General features: G+C 48.4%; 32 protein-coding genes and 4 pseudogenes. 31 read left to right on the top strand and 5 right to left on the bottom strand.

Annotated features, from left to right (window positions below; genetic code table 11):
* The first annotated feature begins 4 nt into the window (after positions 1 to 4).
* The 28 genes and pseudogenes from MEALZ_RS10240 to MEALZ_RS23425 form a co-directional block, all read left to right on the top strand.
* On the top strand, positions 5 to 448 hold the full coding sequence (locus MEALZ_RS10240) for a TIGR03751 family conjugal transfer lipoprotein (RefSeq protein WP_162472940.1): 444 nt from the start codon (positions 5 to 7) through the stop codon (positions 446 to 448).
* Complete coding sequence (locus tag MEALZ_RS10235) at positions 394 to 1,128, top strand: conjugal transfer protein TraG N-terminal domain-containing protein (protein WP_014148564.1); 735 nt, start codon at positions 394 to 396, stop codon at positions 1,126 to 1,128. Before MEALZ_RS10240 ends, MEALZ_RS10235 begins: the two co-directional genes overlap by 55 nt.
* Entirely contained in the window at positions 1,125 to 1,415 is a 291-nt protein-coding gene (locus MEALZ_RS10230; RefSeq protein WP_014148563.1) for a hypothetical protein, read from the top strand. The genes MEALZ_RS10235 and MEALZ_RS10230 overlap by 4 nt, the downstream gene beginning before the upstream one ends.
* Positions 1,416 to 1,883: 468 nt before the next feature.
* Positions 1,884 to 2,162, top strand: coding sequence for a type II toxin-antitoxin system Phd/YefM family antitoxin (locus tag MEALZ_RS10225; RefSeq protein ID WP_014148562.1), 279 nt, complete (start codon positions 1,884 to 1,886; stop codon positions 2,160 to 2,162).
* Positions 2,163 to 2,167: 5 nt separating this feature from the next.
* Positions 2,168 to 2,572 carry a type II toxin-antitoxin system VapC family toxin gene (locus tag MEALZ_RS10220; protein WP_231692872.1) on the top strand — a complete coding sequence of 135 codons (405 nt, stop codon included), beginning with the start codon at positions 2,168 to 2,170 and terminating at the stop codon, positions 2,570 to 2,572.
* Positions 2,573 to 2,637: 65 nt separating this feature from the next.
* Positions 2,638 to 2,721 (top strand): annotated as a pseudogene (locus tag MEALZ_RS23920) (hypothetical protein); the annotation flags it as partial.
* 71 nt (positions 2,722 to 2,792) lie between these two features.
* The gene (locus MEALZ_RS21865) at positions 2,793 to 3,305 is read left to right on the top strand and encodes a hypothetical protein (protein WP_014148560.1); all 513 of its coding nucleotides are present in this window, start codon (positions 2,793 to 2,795) and stop codon (positions 3,303 to 3,305) included.
* Positions 3,306 to 3,466: 161 nt separating this feature from the next.
* On the top strand, positions 3,467 to 4,072 hold the full coding sequence (locus MEALZ_RS10210) for a hypothetical protein (protein WP_014148559.1): 606 nt from the start codon (positions 3,467 to 3,469) through the stop codon (positions 4,070 to 4,072).
* 27 nt (positions 4,073 to 4,099) lie between these two features.
* Positions 4,100 to 4,246 carry a CRISPR system precrRNA processing endoribonuclease RAMP protein Cas6 gene (gene cas6 / locus MEALZ_RS23915; protein ID WP_084685405.1) on the top strand — a complete coding sequence of 49 codons (147 nt, stop codon included), beginning with the start codon at positions 4,100 to 4,102 and terminating at the stop codon, positions 4,244 to 4,246.
* A 197-nt stretch (positions 4,247 to 4,443) separates the two neighbouring features.
* A pseudogene (locus MEALZ_RS21855) lies at positions 4,444 to 4,650 on the top strand (WGR domain-containing protein); the annotation flags it as partial.
* A gap of 163 nt (positions 4,651 to 4,813) precedes the next feature.
* Positions 4,814 to 5,437, top strand: coding sequence for a restriction endonuclease subunit S (locus MEALZ_RS10195; protein WP_162472939.1), 624 nt, complete (start codon positions 4,814 to 4,816; stop codon positions 5,435 to 5,437).
* 7 nt (positions 5,438 to 5,444) lie between these two features.
* Positions 5,445 to 6,791, top strand: a complete 1,347-nt coding sequence (locus tag MEALZ_RS10190) for a type I restriction-modification system subunit M (RefSeq protein WP_014148555.1) — start codon at positions 5,445 to 5,447, stop codon at positions 6,789 to 6,791.
* Positions 6,734 to 7,051 carry an N-6 DNA methylase gene (locus MEALZ_RS23625; RefSeq protein WP_014148554.1) on the top strand — a complete coding sequence of 106 codons (318 nt, stop codon included), beginning with the start codon at positions 6,734 to 6,736 and terminating at the stop codon, positions 7,049 to 7,051. Before MEALZ_RS10190 ends, MEALZ_RS23625 begins: the two co-directional genes overlap by 58 nt.
* On the top strand, positions 7,048 to 7,245 hold the full coding sequence (locus MEALZ_RS10185; protein ID WP_014148553.1) for a hypothetical protein: 198 nt from the start codon (positions 7,048 to 7,050) through the stop codon (positions 7,243 to 7,245). The genes MEALZ_RS23625 and MEALZ_RS10185 overlap by 4 nt, the downstream gene beginning before the upstream one ends.
* 10 nt (positions 7,246 to 7,255) lie before the next feature.
* On the top strand, positions 7,256 to 7,474 hold the full coding sequence (locus MEALZ_RS10180; RefSeq protein WP_014148552.1) for a hypothetical protein: 219 nt from the start codon (positions 7,256 to 7,258) through the stop codon (positions 7,472 to 7,474).
* A complete protein-coding gene (locus tag MEALZ_RS21190) occupies positions 7,461 to 8,051 on the top strand; it encodes an endonuclease domain-containing protein (RefSeq protein WP_014148551.1) in 591 nt (196 codons plus the stop codon). Before MEALZ_RS10180 ends, MEALZ_RS21190 begins: the two co-directional genes overlap by 14 nt.
* Positions 8,038 to 8,172, top strand: a complete 135-nt coding sequence (locus MEALZ_RS23750; protein ID WP_014148550.1) for a hypothetical protein — start codon at positions 8,038 to 8,040, stop codon at positions 8,170 to 8,172. Before MEALZ_RS21190 ends, MEALZ_RS23750 begins: the two co-directional genes overlap by 14 nt.
* Complete coding sequence (locus MEALZ_RS21850) at positions 8,159 to 9,382, top strand: restriction endonuclease subunit S (RefSeq protein ID WP_014148549.1); 1,224 nt, start codon at positions 8,159 to 8,161, stop codon at positions 9,380 to 9,382. Before MEALZ_RS23750 ends, MEALZ_RS21850 begins: the two co-directional genes overlap by 14 nt.
* The gene (locus MEALZ_RS10165) at positions 9,375 to 10,100 is read left to right on the top strand and encodes a Fic family protein (protein ID WP_014148548.1); all 726 of its coding nucleotides are present in this window, start codon (positions 9,375 to 9,377) and stop codon (positions 10,098 to 10,100) included. The genes MEALZ_RS21850 and MEALZ_RS10165 overlap by 8 nt, the downstream gene beginning before the upstream one ends.
* A gap of 23 nt (positions 10,101 to 10,123) precedes the next feature.
* Positions 10,124 to 10,786 carry a DUF3800 domain-containing protein gene (locus tag MEALZ_RS10160; protein WP_014148547.1) on the top strand — a complete coding sequence of 221 codons (663 nt, stop codon included), beginning with the start codon at positions 10,124 to 10,126 and terminating at the stop codon, positions 10,784 to 10,786.
* Between the two features lie 251 nt (positions 10,787 to 11,037).
* Positions 11,038 to 14,235, top strand: a complete 3,198-nt coding sequence (locus MEALZ_RS10155) for a type I restriction endonuclease subunit R (RefSeq protein ID WP_014148546.1) — start codon at positions 11,038 to 11,040, stop codon at positions 14,233 to 14,235.
* A complete protein-coding gene (locus tag MEALZ_RS10150; RefSeq protein ID WP_014148545.1) occupies positions 14,232 to 14,984 on the top strand; it encodes a M48 family metallopeptidase in 753 nt (250 codons plus the stop codon). The genes MEALZ_RS10155 and MEALZ_RS10150 overlap by 4 nt, the downstream gene beginning before the upstream one ends.
* 21 nt (positions 14,985 to 15,005) lie before the next feature.
* Positions 15,006 to 15,149, top strand: a complete 144-nt coding sequence (locus MEALZ_RS23910; RefSeq protein WP_198482298.1) for an AAA family ATPase — start codon at positions 15,006 to 15,008, stop codon at positions 15,147 to 15,149.
* 118 nt (positions 15,150 to 15,267) lie between these two features.
* Entirely contained in the window at positions 15,268 to 15,762 is a 495-nt protein-coding gene (locus tag MEALZ_RS10145; protein WP_046061093.1) for a hypothetical protein, read from the top strand.
* Between the two features lie 543 nt (positions 15,763 to 16,305).
* Positions 16,306 to 16,866: pseudogene (locus MEALZ_RS23745) on the top strand (recombinase family protein).
* Positions 16,867 to 16,993: 127 nt separating this feature from the next.
* Complete coding sequence (locus MEALZ_RS10135; protein ID WP_014148542.1) at positions 16,994 to 17,455, top strand: hypothetical protein; 462 nt, start codon at positions 16,994 to 16,996, stop codon at positions 17,453 to 17,455.
* Positions 17,456 to 17,872: 417 nt separating this feature from the next.
* Complete coding sequence (locus MEALZ_RS10130; RefSeq protein WP_014148541.1) at positions 17,873 to 19,939, top strand: AAA family ATPase; 2,067 nt, start codon at positions 17,873 to 17,875, stop codon at positions 19,937 to 19,939.
* Between the two features lie 185 nt (positions 19,940 to 20,124).
* Positions 20,125 to 20,328 (top strand): annotated as a pseudogene (locus MEALZ_RS23425) (ISNCY family transposase); the annotation flags it as partial.
* A gap of 776 nt (positions 20,329 to 21,104) precedes the next feature.
* Here MEALZ_RS23425 and MEALZ_RS10120 read toward each other — a convergent pair.
* From MEALZ_RS10120 to MEALZ_RS23225, 3 genes are all read right to left on the bottom strand, one after another.
* Positions 21,105 to 21,761 carry a response regulator gene (locus tag MEALZ_RS10120; RefSeq protein ID WP_014148538.1) on the bottom strand — a complete coding sequence of 219 codons (657 nt, stop codon included), beginning with the start codon at positions 21,759 to 21,761 and terminating at the stop codon, positions 21,105 to 21,107.
* Positions 21,758 to 23,119, bottom strand: a complete 1,362-nt coding sequence (locus MEALZ_RS10115; protein WP_014148537.1) for a sensor histidine kinase — start codon at positions 23,117 to 23,119, stop codon at positions 21,758 to 21,760. The genes MEALZ_RS10120 and MEALZ_RS10115 overlap by 4 nt, the downstream gene beginning before the upstream one ends.
* Positions 23,120 to 23,189: 70 nt before the next feature.
* On the bottom strand, positions 23,190 to 23,336 hold the full coding sequence (locus tag MEALZ_RS23225) for a hypothetical protein (protein ID WP_162472938.1): 147 nt from the start codon (positions 23,334 to 23,336) through the stop codon (positions 23,190 to 23,192).
* On the opposite strand from MEALZ_RS23225, the gene MEALZ_RS10110 reads away from it, so the two are divergent.
* On the top strand, positions 23,335 to 23,802 hold the full coding sequence (locus MEALZ_RS10110; RefSeq protein ID WP_014148536.1) for a cupin domain-containing protein: 468 nt from the start codon (positions 23,335 to 23,337) through the stop codon (positions 23,800 to 23,802). The two genes, MEALZ_RS23225 and MEALZ_RS10110, sit on opposite strands and share 2 nt — an antisense overlap.
* Positions 23,803 to 24,127: 325 nt before the next feature.
* On the opposite strand, the gene MEALZ_RS20710 is transcribed toward MEALZ_RS10110, so the two are convergent.
* A complete protein-coding gene (locus MEALZ_RS20710; protein ID WP_014148535.1) occupies positions 24,128 to 24,433 on the bottom strand; it encodes a hypothetical protein in 306 nt (101 codons plus the stop codon).
* 9 nt (positions 24,434 to 24,442) lie between these two features.
* Complete coding sequence (locus MEALZ_RS20705) at positions 24,443 to 24,850, bottom strand: transposase (RefSeq protein ID WP_048481332.1); 408 nt, start codon at positions 24,848 to 24,850, stop codon at positions 24,443 to 24,445.
* Between the two features lie 366 nt (positions 24,851 to 25,216).
* On the opposite strand from MEALZ_RS20705, the gene MEALZ_RS10100 reads away from it, so the two are divergent.
* Together MEALZ_RS10100 and MEALZ_RS10095 are read left to right on the top strand one after the other, a co-directional pair.
* Entirely contained in the window at positions 25,217 to 26,290 is a 1,074-nt protein-coding gene (locus tag MEALZ_RS10100) for a methyl-accepting chemotaxis protein (RefSeq protein WP_014148533.1), read from the top strand.
* Between the two features lie 9 nt (positions 26,291 to 26,299).
* A complete protein-coding gene (locus tag MEALZ_RS10095) occupies positions 26,300 to 26,860 on the top strand; it encodes a chemotaxis protein CheW (protein WP_014148532.1) in 561 nt (186 codons plus the stop codon).
* The last annotated feature ends 45 nt before the right edge of the window (positions 26,861 to 26,905 follow it).

Here is a 26,905-nt window from a genome sequence, read left to right as displayed (position 1 = left end):
GCGCTTGAGCCTGGCTTTAATCACGACGGGCTGCGCAACCGGCGACAAAGAATCGATTTTGCCCCAGGAAGGCCCGACCATGAAAGAAGTTTACCGCAGACATTTTTCCGGTACCGAGAACGGTCAGGACGAACTCGACGCGACGCGCGGCGAATTGCTCGAGCGGGAAGCGGCACGCCGCAAGCCGGAACAGACTTCGGAGCTGTTCGCTTATACACAGGACGCCGAGTCAGAGATTCGGCAAATCTTTCCACGGCTAATGAACAAGACCTTGATCATGTATGTGTTTCCGCATTTGAGCGGCGCCGAGCGTTATCCCGTGCCCGGTTATTCGACGGCGTTCCCAATATCGTCAAACCGATTACCAGCCAGGAAGCCAAGGACGCGTCGTCTGTGTCGTTGCGCCGCATCGAAATCGATGCCACGACAATGTTCGCGGTGTTGGTGATTGCTGTCCAACCGTACATGACCGTCAGTTACAACAATTTGAGTTATACCAAGGCGTGCAGTCCGGGCGGCAATGCGGTGGCTGGCGGCAATACCGGTAAAACCTACGACACGACGTTTACGGCGGCGACGCTAGGCGGCAACAATGCCAAGGTGCCGATCTGGTGGTACGTCGTTCTGGCGGTGACCGGCGGCATCAACGATGCGGCGATCCTGGGGATTCCGTGTACCGAAAATATCCGCCTGATGTCGTTTAGCATCGATAACGCGCGTGTCAAAGACCCGCAGCTGCGCCGCCAGGTGCAGATGTTTTATAAGGATTGCTACCGGCATGCGATGGCGATGTTTTTAGACCATAACCAACCTTATCCCAACAACTTGCCGAAGGAGGATTTAAACTGGCTGGGATCGCAGTTTTTTTTGAACGGGACTTACCAGATTGAACGGGCCAGCGCCACGGTCCCGGGCTTTACTTACGACCCGAACCGAGACCGGGAATACGATCCGAATGTGTATATCCCTGTCGATGGCAAACCGAATCTTCGCCGGCCGGTGAATAAATCACACAAACGGCGTGACTCGATCACCGCCTTTTCTTCCGAAAATCGGGATACTGTACCCAAGTTCAACGAAGCGCTTGAACGAACCAAATCAACAAAACCTAAGGGGAAACCATCATGAAAACAGTATCTTTAGCAGCAGTCGTTTTAATGTCAATCGTCGCCGGCACCGCCATGGCCGAAGGCTCCAAAATCGAAAAATCCACATTGATCAACGCTTCTAAAAACACGTTGACTAATACTCAGGCGATCGGTCGTAATAGCGCCGCCAGCACCGGCTCGATCAGCGTCGTCGGCTCGAAAGTCGAGAAATCGACGCTGATCAATGCCTCGAAAAACACATTGACCAACACGCAAGCGATTGGCAGGGATTCGTTGGCGACAACCGGTTCGATCGACATCCGCTAAACCATTGGAAGTTGGGGCGGTATTTTGAGGGCGTCATTAGCAAGGGGTTGCACAAGAAACACAGGGATGTGCCAGCTTAGGAACATACGCAATAAGTTGAATTTTTTATTTTCTCTCTCCCAACGGATGGCGAGCTGAAGTGAAAGTCAGATTTGAGTCCAAGTTCGCCAAAGACTTACGCAGCATTTAGCTGTTAGCTAAAATCAAAGAAATGATTGAAGAATGCAAGGTAGCGGAAAGTTTAACCTAACTAAAAAATGTAAAAAAAATAGAGGGTTATGATACGTTATACCGTGTTCGAATAGGTGAATAGTGAGTGGGATTGGAAGTATTAAACGATGAATTGATTTTTACTCGTTTTTTACATAGAAAAGACGTTTATAAATATTTTCAGTAACGGCAGGCTTGATAACGGTTATCGAAAGACTTATTATGGCTATAAATATAGCTATATTAGAGGTGTCTCCGATGAAAACCAGTACCATAGCCGAGGCAAAAAACAACCTGTCACAATTGATCCATCAGCTTGAATCGAATGAAGCGATTCATCTTACCCGTCATGGCAAGCCTGTTGCCGTGATGTTATCAGAGGCCAGCTATCAAAGGCTGGCCCAAAAGAATACAGGCTTATTCAAGGCCATCCAACAATGGCGTTGTCAATTGGACGCGGATAGCACGTTGACTGATGCCGAACTCAAACAAATACGTGAAGCCAGCCAGGAACGGGAATTTTCATGGGACGAATAAGTTATTTGCTGGATAGCAATATCCTCTCGGAGCCCGCTCGCTTAAAGCCCGATGACAACGTCTTACAGCAGCTTGCCGATCATGACGGTGAGTATGCAACAGCGGCGATTGTCTGGCATGAGCTGGTCTATGGTTGCGAGTTACTGGCAGCGTCTAAAAGGAAAAAACAATTACAATCCTATTTAGCGATGTTATCGGCTAATGGCTTGATGGTTTTGCCGTATGACCAAGCGGCCGCAGATTGGTATGCAAAAGAGCGGGCCAGATTACAACGCCAGGGACTTACCTGTGCTTATGCTGACGGTGAAATCGCAGCGATTGCCGTTAGCCAAAATTTAACGCTGGTGACCCGAAACACTAAAGACTTCGACAACTTTCAGAATTTGGCCTTAGAAAATTGGTTTGAATGAGCTGCAAAATGCCTGAATTAGCACACTCATCCCAGTCGCCGTATTTTCCTAACTTTTAGCCCACTATGCCAATCACCGATAAAACCTTCATCGAAACACAGTTTCCCGTCTCATTAATCTCCAAAGAATCCTATAAAGAACGTAAAGCTGTTACCGGTCAGACATTAACCGGACTGGGGAAATGGTGGGGCGTAACCGCTAATTTTAATTCGTGCTTCCATTGGCTGATTGGCACGAGCCGGTTCCAGTGCCGTTTTTGGTGGTTAAAAAAACTAGTTTGGTTTTTCGCATTGCTCCGCGTAAGCATGATGATTCTTCTCAACTCGAGAAGATTTTTGATGCACTTTCAAACGCACTGACTTGGTTAGGTGCGGGCGCTAAAACCGCGGCGGGCTATGGTTATATGATCGAGGACCCTAATTATGCTAAAGAATTGGCCGAAATTTTGGCGGATGAGCAAAAGAAGCATCTGAGAGCATCGATGAGTGGCCATCAATTAAGTATTGAGGCTCTTGCTGATAAACTCGAAAAAAAACAGAAAGGCAAGGTTAGAGAAATCATAGGAGGTGAATTGTACGGAGATCTCAAATCGATGATTGGTAAAGCAGTGGACGAAAGTTGGACCTCTGATGACAAGCAAAAACTTCAGGAAATTAGTAAGGCGATCTTGGTCTACATCAATGCGGGCGGTAATAAAAAAGCAAAAGAATTGCTTAAAAGCCTAAATTCATAATATTTAATAGGATTGGCATGAATACGTTAGCCGTTCAGCGTTATTAAGTTGGAGGATTCTCTACAACTGGATTTTTATAGCGGCTCGATGTTGCGAGGCGTTTTTGGCATGGCTTTTAAAAAATAGTTTGCCTTGTGCCTGGGGAGGCATGCAGCAACTGCATGTTGTCGGCAACCTGTCTTTATACGAAGATTTTTGAAACTCCGACAGTAAACGAACATAGTCTTCAACAATTTAATCAAATTCCTAGGCCGTTTGTTATCGAACCCCCTCCTTTAGGGGCAACTCATTATAGTGCTGGTGATCATTTGCAATTTTCAATGGTTCTGGCCGGGCCTGCTCTTGAAAATTTGCCTTTGATCATTTATGCCTGGGCCCGAGCGTTTTCGAGGGGGGTAAGCAAGTCGAATACGAAAGGCCGTCTTGAGACTGTTCATTGGTTAACGTTAGGAAATGGGGCGGTTTGCTGCTATGAACATGGCGTTTTTATTAAGCCGCCGCCTGATTCTTACTTGGAACCTTCAATTCCTTTATTTGATGCAGGTAATATCGATATCGTTTTTGAAACCCCGGTCAGTATCAAAAAAAACGGTCGTGTGCTCAAGGATTCAATTAATGCACGGGAGTTTTTAATGACACTGGTTAGACGCTATTTTCTACTGGTGGAGTTTTATGGTAAGGATTATGTAAAGCCCGATTTTTCGGCTTTGGATGATGCCATAAAACGTCTTGACTGTAATTCTAATTTGTCCGAGTGTAATTGGTAACGCTATTCGAATCGACAACATCAAAAAATGACTTTTGAGGGAGTTTTAGGCAACCTTCAATTAAGCGGCGATTTTATTCCGGTCTTACTTCAAATTCTTTATGTGGGTCAGTGGATGCATGTAGGAAATAAAACTACCTTTGGCATGGGTAAGTACCATTGCGACTTTAAATGAAAATTTAGGTTTTAAATCTCTTAAATCTAGGGGCTGGTATTTTTTTTCGTTGGTGAAACTCGCTAAGTACATCTCGACCGCAAGTCCGAGTACAACAATAAACGGCAGCAATGCGGACGTTTCCATTATGCCAGCATCGGGCGTGCCGAACTCCAGTAGTTTAAGATCCCGATCAAAATAGGTAGCGGTTCTATCAGCTTTTCATTACGCCGGGCATATTGGGTGATTGGTCGTTGGTCCGGGAATGGGGCAGGGTGGGATCGCCCGGAACCGTCCGGAAGGATTGGTTCGATACCGAACCGGAAGCGTTGGAAACCGCTGGGAAGCTTTTCGATGCTAAGAAGAAAAAGGGTTACCGTGTTCTCATCGAGAATCTGATAGGATCTATACAAGCTGCAAGCTGAAAACTCAAATAAATCGTATTGTAACGGTATATTTTCTTCGTTTGAGAAGCGACAAAGCCTAATCCCATCTATCTTCGGCTGTTGAATAAGCCTCATTTAGGGCAAAAACTCAATTATTTTGCATCTTCTCTTTTACTGCAAAAAAACAGCTTGACAGAGGTCCTTGCCTGTACTTAAACTTTGCATCAATGAAAATAATGCAAAGTTTATGAAAACGGCTTTAAAGCAAATAACCACTTTAATGGCAGGTCACCCTTTTCGAGGGAGTATTCAACACGCCTCGGATGGCGAGGTATCCGTTGTACAAATGAAAGATGTGGATCCGGAAAGCGGAATTGATAGCACCGATCTTTTCAAGGTTCATTTAACAGGGTGGAAAAATCCCGATTATTTGAAACCGGGAGACATCCTGTTTAATGGGCGTGGTAACCGCATATTTGCTGTTTTAGTTGAACGAGATTTCAGAACCACGGTTGCCGGACCACATTTTTTTATCGTCAGGGTCCAGCCGACTATAGTTAGACCGGCTTACCTGGTTTGGTATATCAATCACAACCAGGCGCAACGTTATTTTTCACGGCATGTCGCGGGTACAGCCCTGCCGCATATCAACCGCACGACATTAGAGGATTTACCGGTGATCGTGCCGCCCTTAGAGGTGCAAGAGCGCATCGTTAACGCGCATGTGTGCAGACTGAAAGAAAAAGCCCTGTTAGAACGGTTGATCGAGAAGAAAAAACAGTTTTTAGATGCATTATTGGATAAAACTTTAGAGCAGTATCAATAGGATAACAATGAGTACGAAAATCAATCAGGACGAAATCAACGGCATTCTCTGGAAGGCGTGCGATACCTTTCGCGGTACCGTCGATGCGGCAGAGTATAAAAACTATATTCTGGTGATGCTGTTCGTGAAGTACATTTCCGATGTTTGGCAGGAGCACTATGAAGGGCTAAAGGAAAAATTCGGTGATGATGAAGAAATGATTCTGCGCCGGATGCAGCGCGAGCGCTTTGTTCTACCCACAGGATGCAGTTTTCAAAACCTGTACGATCAACGCAATGAAGCCAACATTGGTGAGATCATCAATATTGCCTTGGAACATATCGAAGAAACCAACAAGCAAAAGCTTTCCGGCGTGTTTCGCAACATTGATTTCAATTCCGAAGCCAATCTGGGCCAGACCAAAGATCGCAATACCCGCTTAAAGCATTTGTTAGAGGATTTTAACGATACGCGGCTGGATTTACGCCCGTCCCGCGTGGGCAATCTGGATGTGATTGGCAATGCCTATGAATATCTGATTGCGAAATTCGCCGCCGGTGCCGGTAAAAAGGCAGGGGAGTTTTATACTCCTGCCGAAGTTTCGGAACTGATTGCCGAATTAGTAAATCCGCAAGCAGGTGAACGCATTGCCGATCCCGCTTGTGGTTCCGGCTCCTTGTTGATTAAATGCGGTAATCAGCTTTTGAAAAACGGCATCAAAGACTTTGCCCTGTACGGTCAGGAAATCACCGGCGCCACCTGGGCACTGGCCAAAATGAATATGTTCTTGCATGGCATGGACAATGCCCGTATCGAATGGGGCGATACCATCCGCAGCCCGAAACTGATCGAGGACGACACCACGATGAAGTTTGAAGTGGTGGTCGCCAATCCGCCGTTCTCGCTCGATAAATGGGGACATGATGACGCGGCAAATGATCCGTATAAACGCTTTCATCGCGGCTTGCCGCCCAAATCGAAAGGCGATTATGCATTTATCTCGCACATGATCGAAACCACCACCCAAGATTCCGGGCGGGTCGGCGTGGTCGTGCCGCATGGGGTGTTATTCCGTGGTTCTAGCGAAGGCAAAATCCGTCAGCAACTGATTGAAGAAAACTTGCTAGATGCGGTCATCGGCCTGCCATCCAATCTGTTTTACGGCACGGGTATTCCGGCGGCTGTTTTGATATTCAGGAAAGACAGAAACCGCTCCAAAGTCTTGTCAGAGTTGAGTTCGGGCCCCACCCCGCCCCTCCCTTTATCAAGGGAGGGAGGAAAACTACCTCCCCCTGCGAAGGGGGAGGCCGGGAGGGGGTGCTGTTCATCGACGCCAGCCGCGACTATCAGGATGTTAAGAACCAGAATCGGCTAAGGCAATCGGACATCGACAAGATCGTGGCGACCTATCGGGCACGGGAAAGCGTCGATAAATACGCGTATCTGGCCAGTTTCGACGAAATCAAGGACAACGACTTCAACCTGAACATTCCGCGCTATGTCGATACCTTCGAGGAAGAGGCTGAGATTGATATCGATGCGGTGCAAGCTGAAATTAGCCAATTGGAAAGCGAACTGGAGGGCGTGAAGCAGGAAATGACGGGATATTTGAAGGAATTGGGTTATAAAGCATGAAAACCGATAGCGAAATTATCGATGCAGGATTCCAAGCGTTGTTTTCCAGTTTAAGCAGGGTAGATGCCGAACGTTTTATCATGCTGATAAAACGCGAGCAATTTGACTACACACACTGGCAAACCAAACTATGGAAAAACGAAACTGTTGAATCCTTGTCTAAAAAAGCACAAAAAGCATGGGAATTAAACTAACGCGGTGAATATGATGAAAACGATCAGCCTAGAAGTTGAAGAAAGTATCTACCCAAACATTATTGGTTTTCTACGCCTGCTACCGGAACAAAGCGTACATGTCTTGGAAGACGACAGCGACACACTGAGCGCCGAAGAACGAATTGCCGTAGCGAATAATCAAGCCCGTTTGCAAGCGGAGGATGACAGCGAGTTCGAGAATTGGGAGAAAGAGAATGGTCAAGTCTGAAGAAACTATTTTCAACCTGCCGCAATATCGTGATCGCCGTGCCGATCTGCGTAAAAACCCAACCGAACCGGAAAAACGCTTTTGGCAAGCGGTGCGCGGCAAGCAATTGGGCGTTAAATTTCGCCGTCAGCATGGCATAGGCCATTACATCGTCGATTTTTATTGCCCTGAGTGGCAGTTGGTAGTGGAACTGGACGGTGATAGTCATTTTCATCCGGAAGCGCAGACGGCTGATACCAAGCGAGACAGTTATTTGCAAAGCCTGGGTCTACGGGGTTTACGCTTTACCAATCAAGAGGTGATGCAAAACCTGGAAGGAGTGTTGATGAAGGTATTGGAATGCAACCCCACCCCGGCCCTCCCCTTGCCAGGGGAGGGAGCGCCCCCTACCTCGGACTTCAGCTTGCCAGGGAAGGTAGAAGGCCCCACTTCGACTTTCCCGTTATCAGAAAAGGGAGAAAACTCTTCTCAATTTGAAGGAAGGAATCGGGAAGGGGCAATCTCCTCCCCCTGCGAAGGGGGAGGTTGGGAGGGGGTTGCTCAAACCAACGCGGAGGCAACTGATGCCCACCGCTGAACAGCATAAAACGACTTATTCTCCCGTGCAGGCAGACATCAGCCAAATTGAAAGCGAGTTGAGCGAAGCGAAACAGGAAATGACGGGGTATTTGAAGGAGTTGGGTTATGCACGTACCTGATGGATGGAAACTTGTTGAATTAGTTAATTTATCGAAAAATGAAAAGAACAGTTTTGTAATTGGTCCCTTTGGAAGCGATCTGGTTCAGAGCGATTATCGTTGCAATGGCGTTCCTGTGGTGTTTGTAAGAGATGTAAAGCGGAATCGGTTTGAATGGGTAAGTAATGTATATGTAACGAAAGAAAAGGCTGAAAAATTAGTAGCCCACTCAGTAAAATCAAACGATATACTTATAACGAAGATGGGACTACCGCCTGGGATAGCGGCTTTATATCCGATGAATATTCTACCAGGAGTAATTACAGCGGATATTATTAGGCTTCGACCTAATCTTTCACTAACTGACCCGATATTTCTATGTAGCGTGCTTAACAGCTATTCAATTTCAAAACAGGTTTATTTTAGAACAGGAGGCCAAACACGGCCGAAACTAACTTTAGCGGATTATCGGACGATAAAGATTCTTTTACCCTCCCTTCCCGAACAACAAAAAATCGCCCAAATCCTCTCCACTTGGGACAAAGCCGTTGAAAAACTGGAAGCCCTGATTGCCGCCAAGCAAAAGCGCAAAAAAGCCCTGATGCAGCAGCTTTTGACTGGCAAGAAGCGGTTTGCTGGGTTTGAGGGGGAGTGGAAAACTTTCCATTTGGCCGAACTTTTTAAAGAGCGTAATGAAACGGGGCATGTTGGTCTTAACTTGCTTTCAATTACCCGCGAAAAAGGTGTTATTCCTAGAAATGAAGTCGAACGTAAAGACACGTCAAATGACAACAAATCAAAATATCTAAGAATATGCGCAGGTGATATTGGCTATAACACCATGAGAATGTGGCAAGGTGTTTCAGCTCTGTCAACGCTTGAAGGCATAATCAGTCCAGCTTACACCGTTTGCATTCCGACCGATAAAATTGATGGTAAGTTTGCCGCTTATTTATTCAAATCAATGCCGATCGTTCACCTATTTCAACGATATTCGCAAGGCTTAACTTCTGATACTTGGAATCTAAAGTTTCATCATTTTGGAGAGATCAAAGTATATATTTCTGAAGATGTACAAGAACAAAAAAAAATTGCCTCTGTCCTTTCCGCTGCCGACACCGAAATCCAAACCCACCAAAAACAACTTGCCACACTGAAACAGCAGAAAAAAGGCTTGATGCAACAATTGTTGACCGGCAAGAAGCGGGTTAAGGTAGAAGCTCATGTTTGAACGCTGCGACCAACTCAAAGCCGAACTGGACGCCCGCCGACCGCTGCCGCCGCATACCCTGAAATCCCTGCATGACCACTGGGTACTGGAATGGACCTACAACTCCAACGCCATCGAAGGCAATACGCTGACGCTGAAAGAAACCAAAGTGGTGCTGGAAGGCATCACCATCGGCGGCAAGTCGATGCGCGAGCATTTCGAGGTCATCAATCACAAGAATGCCATCGACTACGTCGAGGCGGTGATTGCCGGTGACGAGGCGTTTTCCGAACGGTTGATCAAAGCCATCCATCAATTGGTGTTGAAAAACATCGATAGCCCGAACGCCGGCGTCTATCGCCATGAGAACGTCTTGATTGCAGGTAGCTTACATAGGCCGCCGGACTTTCTGCCTGTCCCCGAACAGATGGCTGAATTAGTAGAGTCTTACCACGCCGTTGACGGTCACCCCCTCGAACGCGCCGCCCGCCTGCATGTGGACTTTGTCAAAATCCATCCCTTTGTCGATGGCAATGGCCGCACCGCGCGTTTGCTGATGAATTTCGATTTAATGAAAGCCGGATTTTTACCGGTGATCTTCCAGGCCGCAGACCGTTTGGCCTATTACGAAGCCTTGGATAAAGCGCATATCCAAAACGATTATCGAGATTTTTTCCAGTTGTCGATAGCGGCGGAAGTCAAAGCCTTTGAAACGGTATTGTCTTTATTGACACACTGAACGCTGTTGCTCTGGAGTTTCAATTGACTAACTGCGTTTATATTTTTCTCGATGAAGGTGGAAATTTTGACTTTAGTTCCAAGGGGACGCCTTACTTTGTTTTGACCAGCGTTACAATGAAACGCCCATTTTCGACTTATACTCAAATTGATGAGTATAAGCATGACTGTTTGGAATATGGACTCAATACCGAATATTTTCATTGTGCCGAGGATAATGCACATGTGCGCAAGAAAGTGTTTGGGATTCTTGGGAATGCCCTGAATCATATCAAAATTGATAGTTTGGTCGTCGAGAAAAGAAAAACCGAGCCAGCTTTACACGACGAAAAACAGTTCTATCCGAAGATGCTGGGATACTTGCTGCGGCATGTGATGGAACGGGAGAACGGTACCCATATCGATGAAATCATTGTCATCACCGACACCATTCCGATTAAACGTAAACGGGAATCTGTAGAGAAAGCCATCAAGCACATACTTAAAGAAATGCTTCCGGAAGATTGCCGTTTCAAGATACTTCACCATGCGTCAAAGTCGCATTACGGCTTGCAGATTGCCGATTATTGCAATTGGGCGATCTTTAGAAAGTGGCAAACAGGTGACACTGAGTATTATGACCGAATTAAACCGGCTTTAAGCAGTGAATTTGATATTTTTAGAACCGGAACACGGTATTATTATTGATATTTTTTAATGACTTAAAAAATGACCCCCTCGACTACTCCTTCCGGAGAGAGCCCCTTGGGCTCTTGTCATCAAGGGGGAACCTTTAAAAGAAGTGTAAGGTATGGTAATGACAAAAGCAATAGACAATAAAAAACCCCTTAGCGTTTTAACTACCCAAGTAGCTAAAACGAAAGGGGCCGTGTTGCTTGTCATTCTAATGGAATCAAAACAGGATTGTAAATTGCAATCAGGAATGACTGGATTTTAATATGGCCGCCCATGATTATCTGGAAGATTTATCCTCACTCCTGCCCGCCGTCACCTTGCTGGACAAGCTGGGCTATCAATACCTAACCCCTTCGGAAAATCTGGCCTTGCGCGGCGGGCGCACCTCCAAGCTGATCTTGGAAAGCGTGTTGAAGGAACAACTTCGTAAATTCAACTCGATTACCTTCAAAGGCCAGAAATACGCGTTCAGCGAGAGTAACATTCAAAAAGCCGTGCAGGCTTTGACCGATATTCCTTTCGATAGTCTGATGAATACCAGTGAGCAGGTTTACGATCTGCTTACCTTGGGCAAAGCGCTGGAACAAACCATTGATGGTTATACTAAAAGTTTTTCTCTGCATTACATCGATTGGAAACATCCGGAAAACAATGTCTATCACGTCTGTGACGAATTTGTTTTAGAACGCCGACACAGCAAACAGACCCGCAGGCCGGATATTGTCTTGTTTGTGAACGGCATTCCGTTGGCTGTGATCGAATGCAAGCGCCCCGATTTGAAAGACGCGGCCGAAGAAGGCATCAGCCAGCATTTACGCAATCAACGCACCGATGAAATCCCCGAGCTGTTTACTTATGCCCAACTATTGCTATCGGTCAGCCAGAACAAAGCCCTATACGGTACGACCGGCACACCGGCCAAGTTTTGGGCGACTTGGAAAGAAGAAGACAAAGACGGGCAGGAAAAGCTTTTGCATAAGTTGGTCAATGAACCCGCCGGAGCAGATTTCAACGCCCTTTTGTTTGTCGAACGTGATGAGCGGCAGCGGGCATATATGGAAACCCTTTGGCAATCTGGGGAACGTCTGCCTTCGCCGCAGGATAAAGCCCTGCATAGCCTATTGCGGCCAGCACGGTTGCTGGAGCTGATTTATCAGTACATCGTCTTCGACAACAAGGAAAAAAAGATTTGCCGTTATCAGCAATATTTTGCCGTGGGCGCAACATTAGCGCGGGTTAGCCAACGCAAAGGCGATAGCCAAAGACCGGGCGGCGTGATCTGGCATACCACCGGTTCCGGCAAATCCCTGACCATGGTGATGTTAGCCAAAGCCCTTGTGTTATCGCCGGACATTCACAACCCCAAAATCGTGCTGGTCACCGATCGCGTCGATCTGGACGATCAGATTTACAAGACTTTTCATGCCTGCGGCAAACCGGTCGTGCAAGCCAAGACCGGCGAACACCTGATAGAACTGATCGCCCACAACAAAGCCAGCATCATCACGACGATTATCGACAAATTCGAGTCGGCCAGCCGCAAGCGCAAGATCAGCGATGAAAGCAGCAATATCTTTGTCTTGGTCGATGAATCGCACCGTTCTCAATACGGTGTGTCGCACGCCAAAATGCAGAACGTATTCCCGAATGCCTGTTATATCGGCTTTACCGGCACGCCGCTGCTCAAGAAGGAAAAGACCACGGCGGCCAAGTTCGGCGGCTTCATTCATAAATACACGATGAACCAAGCGGTAGCCGACGGCGCCGTAACGCCGTTACTTTACGAAGGCCGCATGAGCGAATTACACGGAGACCAGGCACAAATTGATCTTTGGTTCGAACGGATCACCAAAGACCTGACACCCGAACAAAAAGCCGACCTCAAGAAGAAATTCCGCCGCGAAGAAGAACTGAGTAAATCCGAACAGCGCATGGCCGAGATCGCCTATGACATCGGCCAGCATTTCAAAACCAATTACAAAGGCACCGGTAAAAAAGGTCAGCTTGCCGTTTCCAGCAAAGCCATGGCGTTGCGCTATAAAAAATACTTTGACGAGTTTGGCGATGTCACGACGGAGGTGGTGATTTCCGCCCCCGATACCCGCGAAGGCAATCAAACGGTCGATGAAAATGCGCTGGAAGACGTGCAAGCGTTCTGGAAAGCGATGATGGCCAAATACGGCAATGAGCAAAAATATTTGGATAGCGTCATCAACGCCTTTAAGTACTCCGACGAACCGGAAATTCTGATCGTCGTAGACAAATTACTCACCGGTTTCGATGCGCCGCGCAATACCGTCCTGTATCTGGATAAACGCTTGCGCGAGCACAATATCCTGCAAGCCATTGCTCGCGTGAACCGCTTGTTTGAAGGCAAGGATTACGGTCTGATCATCGATTACCGGGGTATTTTCGGCGAACTCAACGATGCGATCGATACTTACGCCGCCTTGGAAAATGAAGGTTTCGATCCGGAAGACATCGAAGGCACGCTGACCGACATCAGCGAAGAGATCAAACTGCTGCCGCAACGCCACACCAATGTTTGGGAGGTGTTCAAGGAAGTCGGCAATCAAAAAGACCTGGAAGCGATGCAGCGCCATTTGGAACCGGAAGACCGGCGGCAACGCTTTTATGAGTGTCTGGCTGCTTTTGCCAAAACCCTGCAACTGGCATTGGCCAATGCCAAGTTTCAGGACGAAACGCCGGAGAAGAAAATCGCCCGCTACAAGGACGATTTGAAGTATTTCCTCAATCTGCGGCAAGCGGTCAAGCAACGCTACGGCGAAGCGGTGGATTATTCATCCTATGAAACCCAAATCCGCAACATGGTGAATAAATACATCGGGGCCGATGCCGTGAAGCAGCTCATTGAGCCGGTCAACGTGTTTGCGATCGATGAATTCGAACATGAAATTGAAACGATCGAGGGCGACGCGGCCAAGGCCGATGCCATTGCCTCACGGGTAAAGAAAACCATCACCGAAAAGATGGAAGAAGACCCTGCCTTGTATAAACGGCTGTCAGAGCTGATTGATGAAGCGATTGCCGAACACCGTGCGAAACGCCTGTCTGACATGGAATATCTGAAGCGTGTTCGTGAAACATTAGATGAATTACGCGGTAAAACCGGTTCCGACTTGCCGGATATTTTGGCGCACCGCGACGAAGCCAAAGCCTATTATGGCGTGATTCAAGAACCCTTGGCGGCGTACTCGGTCCCAGGGGTCACACCCGACCTGTTTGCCGCAGAGACCGCAGTGAAACTGGAAGCCATTATCCGCGAACACAAAATCCGCGACTGGACGCGTAACCAGGACATTAAAAACGGGATGATGAACGAAATAGAAGACTATCTCTATAGCCTCAAAGGTCGTTATGAATTGGCGATGGATCTGGATTTGATCGAGCGCATCACCCAGCAAGTGTTATCGATTGCCGAACGACGCGATTTGTCATGAACGGCCCGGTTGTAGCCGTGAAGGAATCCAAGCCGCATTCGATTTTATTCGGACAGACCGAGATCGTTTATTCGGTGAATGCGTGCGATCGTAAAACACTGGCCATTCATGTCTATCCTGATGGCCGGGTCATTGTCGATGCGCCGAGAAATGCCGGTCAAGAAGCCATTGCCGAGAAGGTCAGAAAAAGGGCAACTTGGATTTTTAAGCAAAAATTGCAGTTTGAAGCCTATCCGCCGATTCTTCCCCAAAGGCGCTATGTAACCGGTGAAACGCATCGTTATTTAGGCCGGCAATATCGGTTATGGGTCAAGCCGGGTGCGGTCGATCAAGTGAAACTCATGCAGGGCCGATTGATCATCGAGACCGCTCATCCGGACAATACTGAAAAAGTCAAAACGCTTCTACAAGATTGGTATCGCTTTCGAGCCCAGGCCATCTTTTCCGAACGCTATGCGGTTTGTGTTCGGCACGTTGTCAGATTGGGCATCGAACATGACCGAGGCATACAGCTTCGCTTTATGTCCAAGCGCTGGGGAAGCTGCACCGCGCAAGGCACTATCATCCTCAATCCGGAGCTGATCGCTGCGCCGAAGGATTGCATCGATTACGTGATAACCCATGAGCTTTGCCATTTGAAAGAGCGAAATCACAGTCAGGCGTTTTATAAGCTGCTATCGGCAGTGATGAGGGATTGGGAATTGAGGCGTAAACGGCTTAATGAAATGGTGGAGGTGAGGTTTGTTTAATATATTTTGGGGTTATTGAAAATGGAGCTGGAAAAAATAACGATTCAGAAATTCAAAAGAATTTCGAATTTGGAACTGAATTTAGCACCAATAAATTATCTTGTAGGCGGTAATAATGCTGGAAAAAGCAGCGCTTCGCTTTGCAGGCAATCCATACAGCTGTAACAGCAGCTCAAACAGCGACTGAGTTGCAGTGGAAAATAATATCAGACAATCTTATAAAATATAGTCCAACAGGGAATTTTGCCGATATTGGTCAGGTCATGGTGGTGCATTAGAAAATATGTCTTCTGGAAGAAGGTCCATAATCACTTTCCAAGGAAAGAGTGATGATAAAGAAAATGCTTCATATAAAATTGAGTTATATAAAGGCAGGAATTCCGGCGCAGGTGTTGAAAGAATTGGCAATACTATTGGTTTTGGAAGCCACATTACAAAAACAAATCCACCATTTAGCATCTATGTCCCCGGCTTGGCCGGTGTTCCCCATTTTGAAGAATATAGGAGTACGGCCATTGTGATCCGCAAGATCGCAGGAGGCCGGAATGTCTCAATGTCATTGACACATTCCGCTGATGGTAAGTTAGACAGAGTGACATTCACCTTTGGCCAGGCCCACACCTACTACGAAATCGACTTCGAAAGAATCAATCACTTGGACTGGACGCGTTATTCTGATGCACATAAGGTTCTTGCTAGTGAGATCGAATGTGCAGTGCTGGATACTGTTCGGCAGGAGCTTCTACCGATATTCGACGTCCTTTCACACAAGCGTTGACATATACCGGAGGAAACTTAAAATTTCTTTTCCAAATTGACCGGAGGTATCGCCAATGATTCCGCGCAGCTTAGGTTGGATCCTGTACATAAAAACAAAGCCTACTATAAAAGAGACAGGATGAAATTAAGGAATATGCACAAAATAACTGCGGCAAGTATTAGGCTTTGCGGAGGTTCGGTGACTCGCTTGACAGGACGCCGTGAATACATCCATGCTTGACGGCGGCTTTCCCTACCGCCGACACCTGTCAATCGAGCCACCGCCCCCTTCTAACAGTTGTCGAAGTTATTTCATGATAGTTCCTAAGCGTTAAGCGCCATTGACGGCTCATAGCCGATCCAAGGCGTTCAAAATCTGACTAGGCTCGCATCGAAATTAGTGGCAATTTTTCGAATGGAATGCCCGATAGTTTTGAAGTCGGAACCAGCGGCTGATTTTTTCCAAATGCTGCCCCCATCATGAATTAACACTCTCAATAGACCTTAAATTGCATTATGATCGACTCTCTATCACAGCATTGAAAATTCCATTGAGAGAAACATGATTATCGGTTACGCCAGAACGTCGACGACTGACCAAATTGCCGGGCTTGAAGCACAACTTCGAGAACTCGAAGCGGCTCAGTGCAAAAAAATCTTCCAGGACCAGGTTTCCTCGGTTTCCGTTCGGGCTCAGTTAGAATAGGCCTTGGAATTTACCCGAGAAGGCGATGTCTTGGTCGTGACAAAGTTGGACCGGTTAGCTCGATCGGTTGCGGATCTCATGGCCATTATTCAGACGCTGGAAAAAAAGCAGTCCGGCCTGCGCATTCTTAACCTGAGCATGGATACGCAGACGCCCACCGGCAAGCTGATGCTCACCGTCTTGGGCGGCGTCGCTCAATTCGAGCGGGAAATTATGCTGGAGAGGCAGCGGGAAGGCGTCGCCAAGGCAAAAGCCGCGGGCAAGTATAAAGGCCGAAAGCCTTTGGCCACCGGACTGCGCCAGGAAGTCGTTGAACTCGCGGCCAATGGCGTAACCAAAACGCAGATCGCCCGGCAGCTTAACATTGGAGAGGCCAGCGTTTACCGTATTTTAGCGGATAATAAAAAGCACCATTGATCCGTAAATAAGGGCGTTGTATGAGAATGGTATTGGGGCTACTGATATTGCCAGGCTCAAACGGCAATATTCGCGACTACGGTTTATAACCCTGTTACGACTAACGATTAAAACTTTGCGCCCCATTATGAAAATAAACTTCACGAAAAAAGAATACCGGATATTGCTCGATTTGATCCATATCGCCGATTGGGTCTTGCACGCACATAGCACAGATGATCGCGCCGATACCAAAGACTACAGAAATTTGATGCAAAAATTGATGTCGTACGCCAAGGAGATGGGCTTCGAGGCTCTTGTCGATTTCGATAAAGAACGAGGGGAGTACGTCACTTCAGGTGAATTCGCAGGTGAATCCGTGGCTGAAGATTATATTGAAGAGTTCGAAGATAACACTTTTTGGAGTCAGTTAATTGGAAGGTTATCGGACCGCGACGCGATGAGACAAACCGGGGTCAATCATTTGAGCGAGATTGAAATGAGCGAACGATTTAAAGCTATCGGGGAGGCCGAGGAAAAATGGATAACGGAAATCGATAACTACGGCCTGAGCAGAATCCGTATCGATGACGATGAATCGAAACCGTAAGTTTCTGTTCAAATGCTCCCGCTAGTCCTGTTGGTAAGAAAAAAGAAACTGAATATCATCCGATTTAGGAATATATTCTGAGAGCTGTTGGCCGAAGCTCCGCCGCTCAATCGAATCGCCCAAGACCCAATCCTGAGCGGAACCAAACTTACCGCAGAAGCGTGGGATGCCGCGGGGCCTAAGAAGATGGTCGTTTTTACCAGCAGGACTGGGCGGATTGGAACGGACGCTACCCGGACGTCCCACACTTCTGGCTCGACAGACTGAACCTCTAGCCAGAATCAGACTCTAATCGCTAGTCGGGTTTCTTCAAGGTTCTTCTCTGCCAGTTACCCATAAAGAGGCTTCAAAAAGGCGTTTGAGCGCCTTGCGTTCCTGCAATGGACCGTGCCGCAACGATCGTAACTAGGGGTTTCCATGTTGGATTTGTTAAAACGTAGCGACGAGGCTTCGGAATCCCCGGGCCTGTGGTTCGCCATCAAGAAGGCCGCCAGACAGATACAGGACTGGTTCGTGATTCAATCGACCGCCGTCAAGGTGACGATGTTGGTTGTGGCTCTCCTAATTCCAGCCACCGGCATCTATTCGTTCGTACTCATTCAGAAGCAGGCCGCCATTGCTGAGCAGGTCAAGGCCATGGCTGTTGCCGGTACGGAGGGCGAGGAGGTGTGGACGTTCAACGACAAGCTGCCTGTGGTATTTGGTAACGGCCCGTTGCTGAGCTTCCTGGAAACGAACCCGGTCGAGCGTATTACGGTGGTTTACGAGCCGCTGCTGTGGAACGTATCGGAGCGCATCATCCTGATCGAATCGCAGGGCAAGCAGTACGCGTACTACCCCAGCGACATGGAGACCAAGATTTTCGCCGACAGAGCGGCCATAGCGCCTTGGGGCGCCAAGCTTGCCTTCATCCCGCGCGGTGAACTCAGCGCCAGCAGCAGTGAATTGTTTGAGCGCCTGGATCAGCGTTTTGCCAGTGCCCGCCCGCAATCCGAAAAGGACGGCTGGAAGGCCAACGTCAGTGGTGTACTGTCGGTTGCGCTTACGCTCGGCGTACTGGGATTCTTGTATTTCCAGCTCATGGGTCAGCACAAGTCGCTCAAGTTCATCGAGCCGGCACAGGTGCACGGCTCCATCGACGACCTGGTTGGCATGGGGGACATCAAGGCCGAGGTGGCACAGATCAAGGATCAGTATGAGCGCCGCGCGGAATATGCTGAGTACGGCATCTTCAAACCTTTTAATGTGATGTTCAGCGGCCCGGCCGGTACCGGAAAAACTAAGTTAGCCAGCTACCTGGCCAAGGAGTTGCAGTTGCCCATCCTGTTCCACTCTGCCGCCAATCTGGAAACGGGCTTCGTGTCCGGCGGCTCGAATACGCTCAGCCGTATCGTGGCCATGGCCAAGCGGCGCAAGCGCTGTATCATTTTCTTGGACGAGGCACAGGATCTGTTCATGAAACGCGGCGGCCGCCGCAAGTTCGACGACGACACCGCGAATACATTTCTCTCCGTGCTGGATGGTGTGCGCAGCAAAAACGAAGCCGAGATCATTTGGATCGTGGCTAGCAACTTCAATAGCGAGACCATGGAGATGGACGAGGCCATGCTGCGCCGCTTTCAGATGAAGGTGGATTTTCGTATGCCTAACCGAGCAGAGCGGCTGGCTGTCATCAATCACTACCTGGGCCAGCGAGCCGAAAAAGTGCTGCCCAACCTGGACTTGCGCCATCTGGTGGATGTGACCGAAGGCAGTAGCCCGGCAGACCTGGAGACCATCGTCAATCAGGCGGGCATTTCGGCCGTGCAGACCGGCGAAATGATCGGCGCCAATACCCTGATGCAGGCTGCTGAACGCGTGTTGGTGGGTAACGTAAATACTGACACCACTGCGGAACGTGAGCGCGACCGTCGCATCATCGCCGTGCACGAATGGGGTCATTTTTTGGTGGACCTTGAGCACGAACGCAAGCTGACCAACGACAACTGGGAGCAGATCCTGGCCGATCTGAAAACCATCAAGATTTCGCTTAAGGCCAACTCGCGTACCAACGCGCTGGGATTCGTGTTTCACAAGCAGGGGGTCAATCTGCTCAAGACCAAGAGCGATATCGAACACGACGTGCGCGTGCTGCTGGGCGGCATGGCCAATGAAGAACTATTCTTTGGTGAGGAAGGCACGACCAATGGGGCACACAACGATATCACCCGCGTGACGCAGTTGCTGCACCACGCCGTGGGCGAAATGGGCATGTACCGCAAGACTCGGCTGAACTTCGGCGCACTCTCCCGTGAACATACCGAAGTGGACGAGGAAACGCGCAGCATCATGGAAGCACAGAGCGAGCGCATATACGGCGAAACCAAGGCCGTGCTGGCCCAACTCAAGCCGCTAACGGAGCATCTGGTCGGCAAACTCCTGGAAGCCGACGAAATGGACCTAAATGAGGCGCTGTTCGAAATCCGCAGATTTGAGGCGACCTGATACCCGGATGAGTAGAGTCATCGGTGAAAACGCAACGATCAGAGAATAGTGGGGAATCTGTTTAACTTGCAGGGGGGTATGATTTCTCGGATGAAATCAGCAATTCCCAATTTAAAACCCTGATAAAATAAGGGGCACTTAAAACTAATCAATCGCAACATTAATAAAGCCATTGGTAGATACAAATGGACTTGGAAATAATTGACTTGATACGTCGCACCTTCGAAGACTTACCGGACTCCCGTAAACCCGGCAACAATCGAAAATACAGGATAGAAGATGCCGCTCTGAGCGCCTTCTCGGTGTTCTTCACGCAAAGCCCGTCTTTTCTGGATTATCAGCGACGGATGGAAAAACTCCACAATCGAAATAACGCACAATCGATTTTCCTGATTAGCAAGTTTCTTCAGCTAAAGCCCAAAAACCAGCATATCCCTAGCAGGACGGGGTTTGCAACCCCGTCCTAAACGTTTTGACTTTGGCCGAAGTCAGCCGAAATGTTTAGGGCAAACCGAAACATTGGGGACGGGTTAAATAACCCGTCCCGCAGATGTGGCTACGACTGGTCACTGCTCGGACAGTTGGCTTCGGCAAGCTGAAGCATCTTGCTAATCAGGTCGATTTTTGGTGTTCATCAAATTCCTTCGACCAGCCAAATCGGCAACTTGCTGGATCCCAATTGCACAGGAAACACTCTATCCGGTGTTGGCCGAAGTAGGTGACAGATTGTACACACAAGGTTGCCTGAAGCCGTTCGTGAGTGTTGGCGGTACCCTATTGGTGGCGCTGGACGGCACCGAATTAGATACTGTTCTTCGGTTGGCTTTTGGCAAAAACAGAGAATAGCGCGAATTAGAACACCTAACATTAGACAGTTCGTGCCGAAATGTCTAATGTTTTGCTGCCGGCTTATTGCGTTTGTGAGCTTTCGCGAATGTCGGGTTTGGAGAAACTTAAATCCATGCCCGAATGGCGGCAGTGCCTTGGCTGCACCCAGTGACGTTTGGCCGCTTTCGGGAATCGGAATTCCGTTGACTGCTTTCGGGCGATGAATCTGAAGAGCAGACGGTCACATGGCGACCCAATAGCGACGGTCGATTTTTTAGAGGCTGTGTCTGCTGTAATTCGCTTAACCGACATTCGATACTGTTAATAATGCACATCATCACTCAACAATTCGAGATAACTCCAATGGATCAAGTACGTTGAATTTAATGGCCAGTTTTGTCAATTCAATATCGCTGGCAACACCGAGCTTACTTTTGATCAAATAATGACAATTGCCGACGGTTTTGGCGCTGATGTTCAGTACACGAGCAATGTCATCGTGGCTTTGCCCTTCCATTAGTAAACGCAAAATTTCAAACTCGCGTACTTTCAAGGTTTGTAGAGCAATGCGTTCGCTGCCCAGTTTTTCCAGTGCCAGTATTTGAGCGATGTCGGGACTTAATACATGGCGTCCTGAATATACGTCATGAATGGCACGCAACAACACCTCAGGTTCGCTGCTTTTGCTTACATAGCCCAAAGCTCCAGCATGCACGGCTTGCTCGGCAAAGGCAGGGTTTTGGTGCATGCTGAAGACCAGTATTCTGGCGTCAGCTCGACGCTGTTTTATCTTGGCAATCAACTCCAATCCGCTGCTACTCGGCAGCGAAATATCGGTAATCACCAGATCAGGTTCGTATTCCTTAAACAATTGGTACGCTTGTGTACCGTCGCCAGCTTCGGCAACCACTCGCATACAGGGCTGTTTGCTCAACAATGCTCGGTAGCCTTCACGGACAATGGCGTGATCGTCAACCAATAAAATGCTGATCATGCCGTGTGCTCGATATTGGCCGCTATCGGTAAGCATACCTCAACGATTAAACCGTGTGGGTTGGCAATGGCCAATTGCAATCGTCCCTGCAAAGCAGTGACGCGTTCACGGATGCCCAATAAGCCGATTCCGGCGGTATCGGCCAATGGCAACGTCTTGGCTACGCCATTGTCCGCGACCGTCAAAATTGCAGACTCTAAACCGATGATCAGACTAATGCTGACATGGGAAGCAGTAGCATGTTTGGCGATATTGGTCAGACATTCCTGGGTAATCCGAAATAAGGTCATGGACGGAACTTCCGTCAACGATGAGCAATCGCCGCTTATGTCTAAATGAAAGCGAGTCTTGTCGCCACTACGCGCATTCCAGCCGGCAACCAGGCTATTGAGGCTGGCAGCTAATCCTAATTCCTCAAATTCGGCCGGACGCAAACGCCCCAGCAAGCCGTGTACGTTCTCCAACATATGGGTAGTAATTCGACTAATGTGATCGGTTTCGGCGACGAGTGCCGGGCATTGTTGTAACGCCGTTTGTTTGATTGAAGCAGCGACAGCATTGATGGCCGCCAGACATTGACCGAATTCATCATGTAGCTCCCTTGCCAAATAGCGACGCTCACCTTCCTGTATGTTGATTAACTTCAACACTAGCTTTTGGCGCTCGTCTAGCAATTGTTGCTGACTGTTCGCCAGTTGGTTGATAGCCGCAGCAATACGCTGCCATTCATTTAACTCAAACGCAGGTAAACGGCAATCAAGATGCCCGTATTCCATCTCTTTGATGCCTGCAACAATGGTTTTTGCCGGTTTTAAGACGCGGCTGATATTCCAATACACCAGCAGGCAGACGGCAAGGACCGTAACGCCGGATAAGGTCATCAAGCTCAGCATCCTATTCCAAGCCTCGGCAATTTCCAGTTCCGCGCTAGGCGTGATTGTCAGGGAGCCGTAGAGCCTGCCGTTTAGCGCAACCGGCCGTATCGCCGGCAAACCGGGATTAAAAATCTGCCGATAGCCTGTTTCAAAGAAAGTCGGCCATTCCGCCCGGTTTAGCTTGCTTCCGTTACAAAGGCTACGTGGCAATGAGCCATCGGCAGGGGTATAACTCAGGCAGATACCAGGCTGATTACCGGAATGTTTCCAGGGCCCAAAATCCGGAAAAGGATTGGTTTGACCCAGCCCGACATTGATCAACAACAATTGCGACTCCAATTGCTTGCCTAGCGACTCGGCCATTTGCCCGGTGGTTTGTTTGGCAACGCAATGACTTTGATACAGCACAAAAGCTGCGATTACCAGCAAGCATGCTAAAGCCACCAATGCGATTCGGGTTAGCAAATTTAGTTGTAAATTCATGGCATGACTTGTGTGGGAGAGTCTGGTGTTCCTGCATTCTACGAGCCTATAAGATTACTGCAAAGCTATCTCAGGATACACGGGCAAATTGCCCGATCTTGGCGGGCAAATATCGGCTTACGGTCAATACAGCATTGCATAAGCTATAGTCACCTGAACGGCAATCGATCAGTGCAGTAATGTTTTTGTTATTCCCTTCAAGATGAGGATGATCCATGAGCGACTTTCTTTTCAACGATAGCCATATCCACTGGCAAACCCTGGCCAATATCGAATATCTACAGTATTCGATTCTGGATATTGACGAGCAGCGCCACATCGCAGATGTGTTGTTTAAATTTGCCGCTAACCGGCAAATTGTCTTACACCGGCACAAAGCCTTAAATAAAACCTTTGTCATCCAGGGCGAGCATCGCTTGTATCAAGCGGATGGTAGCATCAAGGAAATCAGACCTGTTGGCCAATACACGTCTAGTCCAGCCAGCGATGAACCTCATCGGGAAGGCGGCGGTGAAGTGGATGCTATTGTGCTGTTCAGCATACGCGGTGGCGATGGAGTTTTGTATGAGATTCTCGACAATGCGCAGAATATCATCGGCGAACTGAGTTGGCAGGATTTAATCGACCTGTATGCCGCCCAAGAACTGCTTGCCCTGATTAGCACCGCTCCGGGCAGTTCTTAGTACCATCGGCTTGCCGCATTTAGGGCATGAATTATCCTGATTAGCAAGATGCTTCAGCTTGCTGAAGCCAATTGTCCGAGCAGTGGCCAGTCGTAGCCACTTCTGCGGGACGGGTTATTTAACCCGTCCCCAACGTTTCGGTTTGCCCTAAACATTTCGGCTAACTTCGGCCAAAGTCAAAACGTTTAGGACGGGGTTGCAAACCCCGTCCTGCTAGGGATATGCTGGTTTTTGGGCTTTAGCTGAAGAAACTTGCTAATCAGGTGAATTATTACTAAAGTTTCGGAGTTTATTTTAACCCCATAAATAGCCCAAAACCCTTGATCTATAAGGCCTCAAGCCTTAGGGTTTTAGGGTCAAGTTGCAAGGCTTGCGTAAACCAGCAGTGTATGTGTGCATTTATCGTTTCCAGCACGAGTGCGGTGACCGCATCACCCAATACCGCTGTTAATTCATCCAGCGCACCGCTGAGCACGGCACGAAATACCTGCCACAGTTTGGCGGCATAATGGATGTCGGTACTGTTCGCTCGCAACTGCTGCCTCATACCGGCAACGCTGGCAACACCGTGCATCTGTTTGGCAATCACCAACAGGCAAAAGCGTATGGCCGTTAAGTGAATCGAAGCCACATAAGCCGCTTAATGATTGCTTTGCTCTTTCAAAAAGCCCAGCTGCTGCTTCGCTTCCTTGAAATACACTTCGATCGCCCAGCGCATCGCATAAAGTTCGAGTATCTGTGTCGCCGTTAAGGCGGTATCGGTGCAGAGGAACACCGCCCAATCCTTTTTACCGGCTTGCGTTTTATCGGTGCGGGCGGTGCCGCGCACAAACAACAGTCGAACCGGTGCCCACTGTTCGGGCTGCTTGTCCTGTTCGGCCAGGTTGATTTCAACATCCACGACTTTAGCCTGGTACGGCTGTCCGGCAATGGGTTGCCAGTGTTTCCGAACGACGTGCTTATACAGCGCCTGGACATCCAAGTCACGGTTGATCACCGTCTCCCCGCGATACTCGCGGAGCCGGTACTTCAGCTTGCTCTTCTTCATGCGTAGCACGGCTACTAACGACGCCTCTTGGCTCAGGCGAATCATCGCTAGAGCTTAATTGGGAAACTGTATCCATCGCAGATCAAAATTCGGTGTTGGGGTTCCTGTCAAAAGAGCGCCGTATAAACTTCCAGGCACTGTGTCGGCATTCATGCATGCAAAGTTTTTGCCTGAACTCCGTTGCCTTTTCAGGCACTGGCGAAATTTGAAGTGCGAAAAGTATAGAAGCTCAAAATGATATTCGGTCAAAAGCAAATCTAAGGTAGATAGCGGCTTGAAGACAACTCGACAGAAATGTAATTTTTTCCGAATGCTAATAGATGATTGTCGTACTCTGCAAGTGCGACATTTTAAGGAGACCCACCGATGGCCATAGTTAAAAAAAATATTTCACAAGCTCATGTTGTTGCTGCCGATAGTGCCAAACAGTCGACGGTCTCAGTGCGTGACGCGGAAGCTCAACGTAAAAAAGCGCGCACTCTCGCCAAACAGCAACAAGCCGCTGAGCGTATAGCCGCTGCAACAGGTCAACTTGCATCCGGCATCAATGAGGCAGCATCTGCTGCGGAGGAACTTAAACGCGCGTCCGACCAAATCGCTACGGGCGCCGAAGAAGCATCGGGGGCAGCGCACGAATCGTTGACCGCGTTCAAACAAGTAGGAGATGCAGTTGCTCGTCAAGTGCAAAATGCCGAAGAAGGTCAAAAGAAAATGGATGCCACACAGTCCTTGGTCATGAAAACCAGCGATGAAATCATGGGCCTTGTTAATAATGTGGGCATTGCCGCTCAACGCCAATCGACATCTGTCGAAATGGTGGTTGAGTTGGAAAAACAGGCGGCCAACATTGGCGATATCGTCAAAGCCGTAGCCCGTATTGCCGATCAAACCAATCTATTGGCGCTCAATGCGGCAATTGAAGCCGCGCGAGCCGGGGAGCACGGTAAGGGGTTCGCTGTTGTTGCAGCCGAGGTGCGTAATTTAGCGGAGCGCAGTCAGGTCGCGGCACAGGAAATCGGGGAACTGGCAGGGAAAAGCGTCGATACTGCCGAGAAAGCAGGAGGACTGCTCGATCAAATGCTGCCGTCGATCCAGAAGACTTCAGACCTCGTGCAGGAGATTGCAGCTGCATCCGAAGAGCAATCGGCCGGTGTGAGCCAGATTAATACGGCGATTAGTCAATTGAATCAAGTGGCACAGCAAAACGCCAGCGCTGCGGAAGAGCTGTCGTCGACTTCCGAAGAATTGGGGGCAAAATCTTCGCAACTGGGCGATTTGATGAGCTTTTTCAAAATTACCGAACAATCTGCGGGAAATCGCTTGGCTGCTGGCGGGAATTTGAAATTAGTGCATAAAGTTTCGAGCCGTACCAAAAAAATCGTCAATGAAGCTCAAGACGAGGAATTGGCGGATGACGAATTCGAATACGCCCGATTCTAGGAGGTTATCATGGAAAAAGTTGCCGATCGAAATAAGAAACAAGCGCATGATGTCGATCTTGAGCAGAATCAATATCTAACATTCATGATTGCTGGCGATACTTTTGCGATGGGGATATTGGCTATAAAAGAGATCATTCAATATGGTCAGCTAACTGAAATTCCTCGCATGCCTGCGTTTATTCGAGGGGTTATCAATTTGCGCGGCGCGGTTGTGCCTGTTATCGATTTGAATGCCCGGTTCAATATGCCTGAGGCCCGGGTATCACGCCGTTCGTGCATTATTATTGTTGAAATTCATACGGAAGAAGGCGAAAAACAAGATATCGGCGTTATGGTTGATGCTGTCAATGAGGTCCTGGAGATTCTACCGGCCGATATAGAACCGGCTCCCTCATTCGGCGCTAATATCCGTTCCGACTTCATCGGTGGCATGGGTAAGATCAAAGGTCGGTTCGTGATTATTTTGAATATCGATCAAGTATTATCGTTGTTTGAAATAGCGGATATAATAAGTGTTGCATCAATGGTTCGGAAGTCGTCAGAAACGGCAGAAAGAATGGCGGCCTAAAAATCCGATTTTACGGTAATGGCATAGATTTATTAGTAATAATAC

Origin of the sequence: Methylotuvimicrobium alcaliphilum 20Z, from assembly GCF_000968535.2 — a bacterium.
Lineage (GTDB): Bacteria > Pseudomonadota > Gammaproteobacteria > Methylococcales > Methylomonadaceae > Methylotuvimicrobium > Methylotuvimicrobium alcaliphilum.
Note: the sequence above shows the minus strand (reverse complement) of the source record. Positions and strands in the feature narration are given on the sequence as shown.

Excerpts from the sequence above, each read along its gene's own strand:
- MEALZ_RS10185 (WP_014148553.1), top strand. The coding sequence starts at position 7,048 with ATGAAAACCGATAGCGAAATTATCGATGCAGGATTCCAAGCGTTGTTT.
- MEALZ_RS10095 (WP_014148532.1), top strand. The coding sequence starts at position 26,300 with ATGGAAAAAGTTGCCGATCGAAATAAGAAACAAGCGCATGATGTCGAT.
- MEALZ_RS10165 (WP_014148548.1), top strand. The coding sequence starts at position 9,375 with ATGTTTGAACGCTGCGACCAACTCAAAGCCGAACTGGACGCCCGCCGA.
- MEALZ_RS10230 (WP_014148563.1), top strand. The coding sequence starts at position 1,125 with ATGAAAACAGTATCTTTAGCAGCAGTCGTTTTAATGTCAATCGTCGCC.
- MEALZ_RS23910 (WP_198482298.1), top strand. The coding sequence starts at position 15,006 with ATGGAGCTGGAAAAAATAACGATTCAGAAATTCAAAAGAATTTCGAAT.
- cas6 (WP_084685405.1), top strand. The coding sequence starts at position 4,100 with ATGACTTTTGAGGGAGTTTTAGGCAACCTTCAATTAAGCGGCGATTTT.
- MEALZ_RS10145 (WP_046061093.1), top strand. The coding sequence starts at position 15,268 with ATGTCTTCTGGAAGAAGGTCCATAATCACTTTCCAAGGAAAGAGTGAT.
- MEALZ_RS10155 (WP_014148546.1), top strand. The coding sequence starts at position 11,038 with ATGGCCGCCCATGATTATCTGGAAGATTTATCCTCACTCCTGCCCGCC.
- MEALZ_RS10100 (WP_014148533.1), top strand. The coding sequence starts at position 25,217 with ATGGCCATAGTTAAAAAAAATATTTCACAAGCTCATGTTGTTGCTGCC.
- MEALZ_RS10115 (WP_014148537.1), bottom strand. The coding sequence starts at position 23,119 with ATGAATTTACAACTAAATTTGCTAACCCGAATCGCATTGGTGGCTTTA.
- MEALZ_RS20705 (WP_048481332.1), bottom strand. The coding sequence starts at position 24,850 with ATGAAGAAGAGCAAGCTGAAGTACCGGCTCCGCGAGTATCGCGGGGAG.
- MEALZ_RS10190 (WP_014148555.1), top strand. The coding sequence starts at position 5,445 with ATGAGTACGAAAATCAATCAGGACGAAATCAACGGCATTCTCTGGAAG.
- MEALZ_RS21850 (WP_014148549.1), top strand. The coding sequence starts at position 8,159 with ATGCACGTACCTGATGGATGGAAACTTGTTGAATTAGTTAATTTATCG.
- MEALZ_RS10225 (WP_014148562.1), top strand. The coding sequence starts at position 1,884 with ATGAAAACCAGTACCATAGCCGAGGCAAAAAACAACCTGTCACAATTG.
- MEALZ_RS10180 (WP_014148552.1), top strand. The coding sequence starts at position 7,256 with ATGATGAAAACGATCAGCCTAGAAGTTGAAGAAAGTATCTACCCAAAC.
- MEALZ_RS10210 (WP_014148559.1), top strand. The coding sequence starts at position 3,467 with ATGTTGTCGGCAACCTGTCTTTATACGAAGATTTTTGAAACTCCGACA.
- MEALZ_RS10120 (WP_014148538.1), bottom strand. The coding sequence starts at position 21,761 with ATGATCAGCATTTTATTGGTTGACGATCACGCCATTGTCCGTGAAGGC.
- MEALZ_RS10130 (WP_014148541.1), top strand. The coding sequence starts at position 17,873 with ATGTTGGATTTGTTAAAACGTAGCGACGAGGCTTCGGAATCCCCGGGC.
- MEALZ_RS21190 (WP_014148551.1), top strand. The coding sequence starts at position 7,461 with ATGGTCAAGTCTGAAGAAACTATTTTCAACCTGCCGCAATATCGTGAT.
- MEALZ_RS23750 (WP_014148550.1), top strand. The coding sequence starts at position 8,038 with ATGCCCACCGCTGAACAGCATAAAACGACTTATTCTCCCGTGCAGGCA.
- MEALZ_RS10150 (WP_014148545.1), top strand. The coding sequence starts at position 14,232 with ATGAACGGCCCGGTTGTAGCCGTGAAGGAATCCAAGCCGCATTCGATT.
- MEALZ_RS23225 (WP_162472938.1), bottom strand. The coding sequence starts at position 23,336 with ATGGATCATCCTCATCTTGAAGGGAATAACAAAAACATTACTGCACTG.
- MEALZ_RS10135 (WP_014148542.1), top strand. The coding sequence starts at position 16,994 with ATGAAAATAAACTTCACGAAAAAAGAATACCGGATATTGCTCGATTTG.
- MEALZ_RS10110 (WP_014148536.1), top strand. The coding sequence starts at position 23,335 with ATGAGCGACTTTCTTTTCAACGATAGCCATATCCACTGGCAAACCCTG.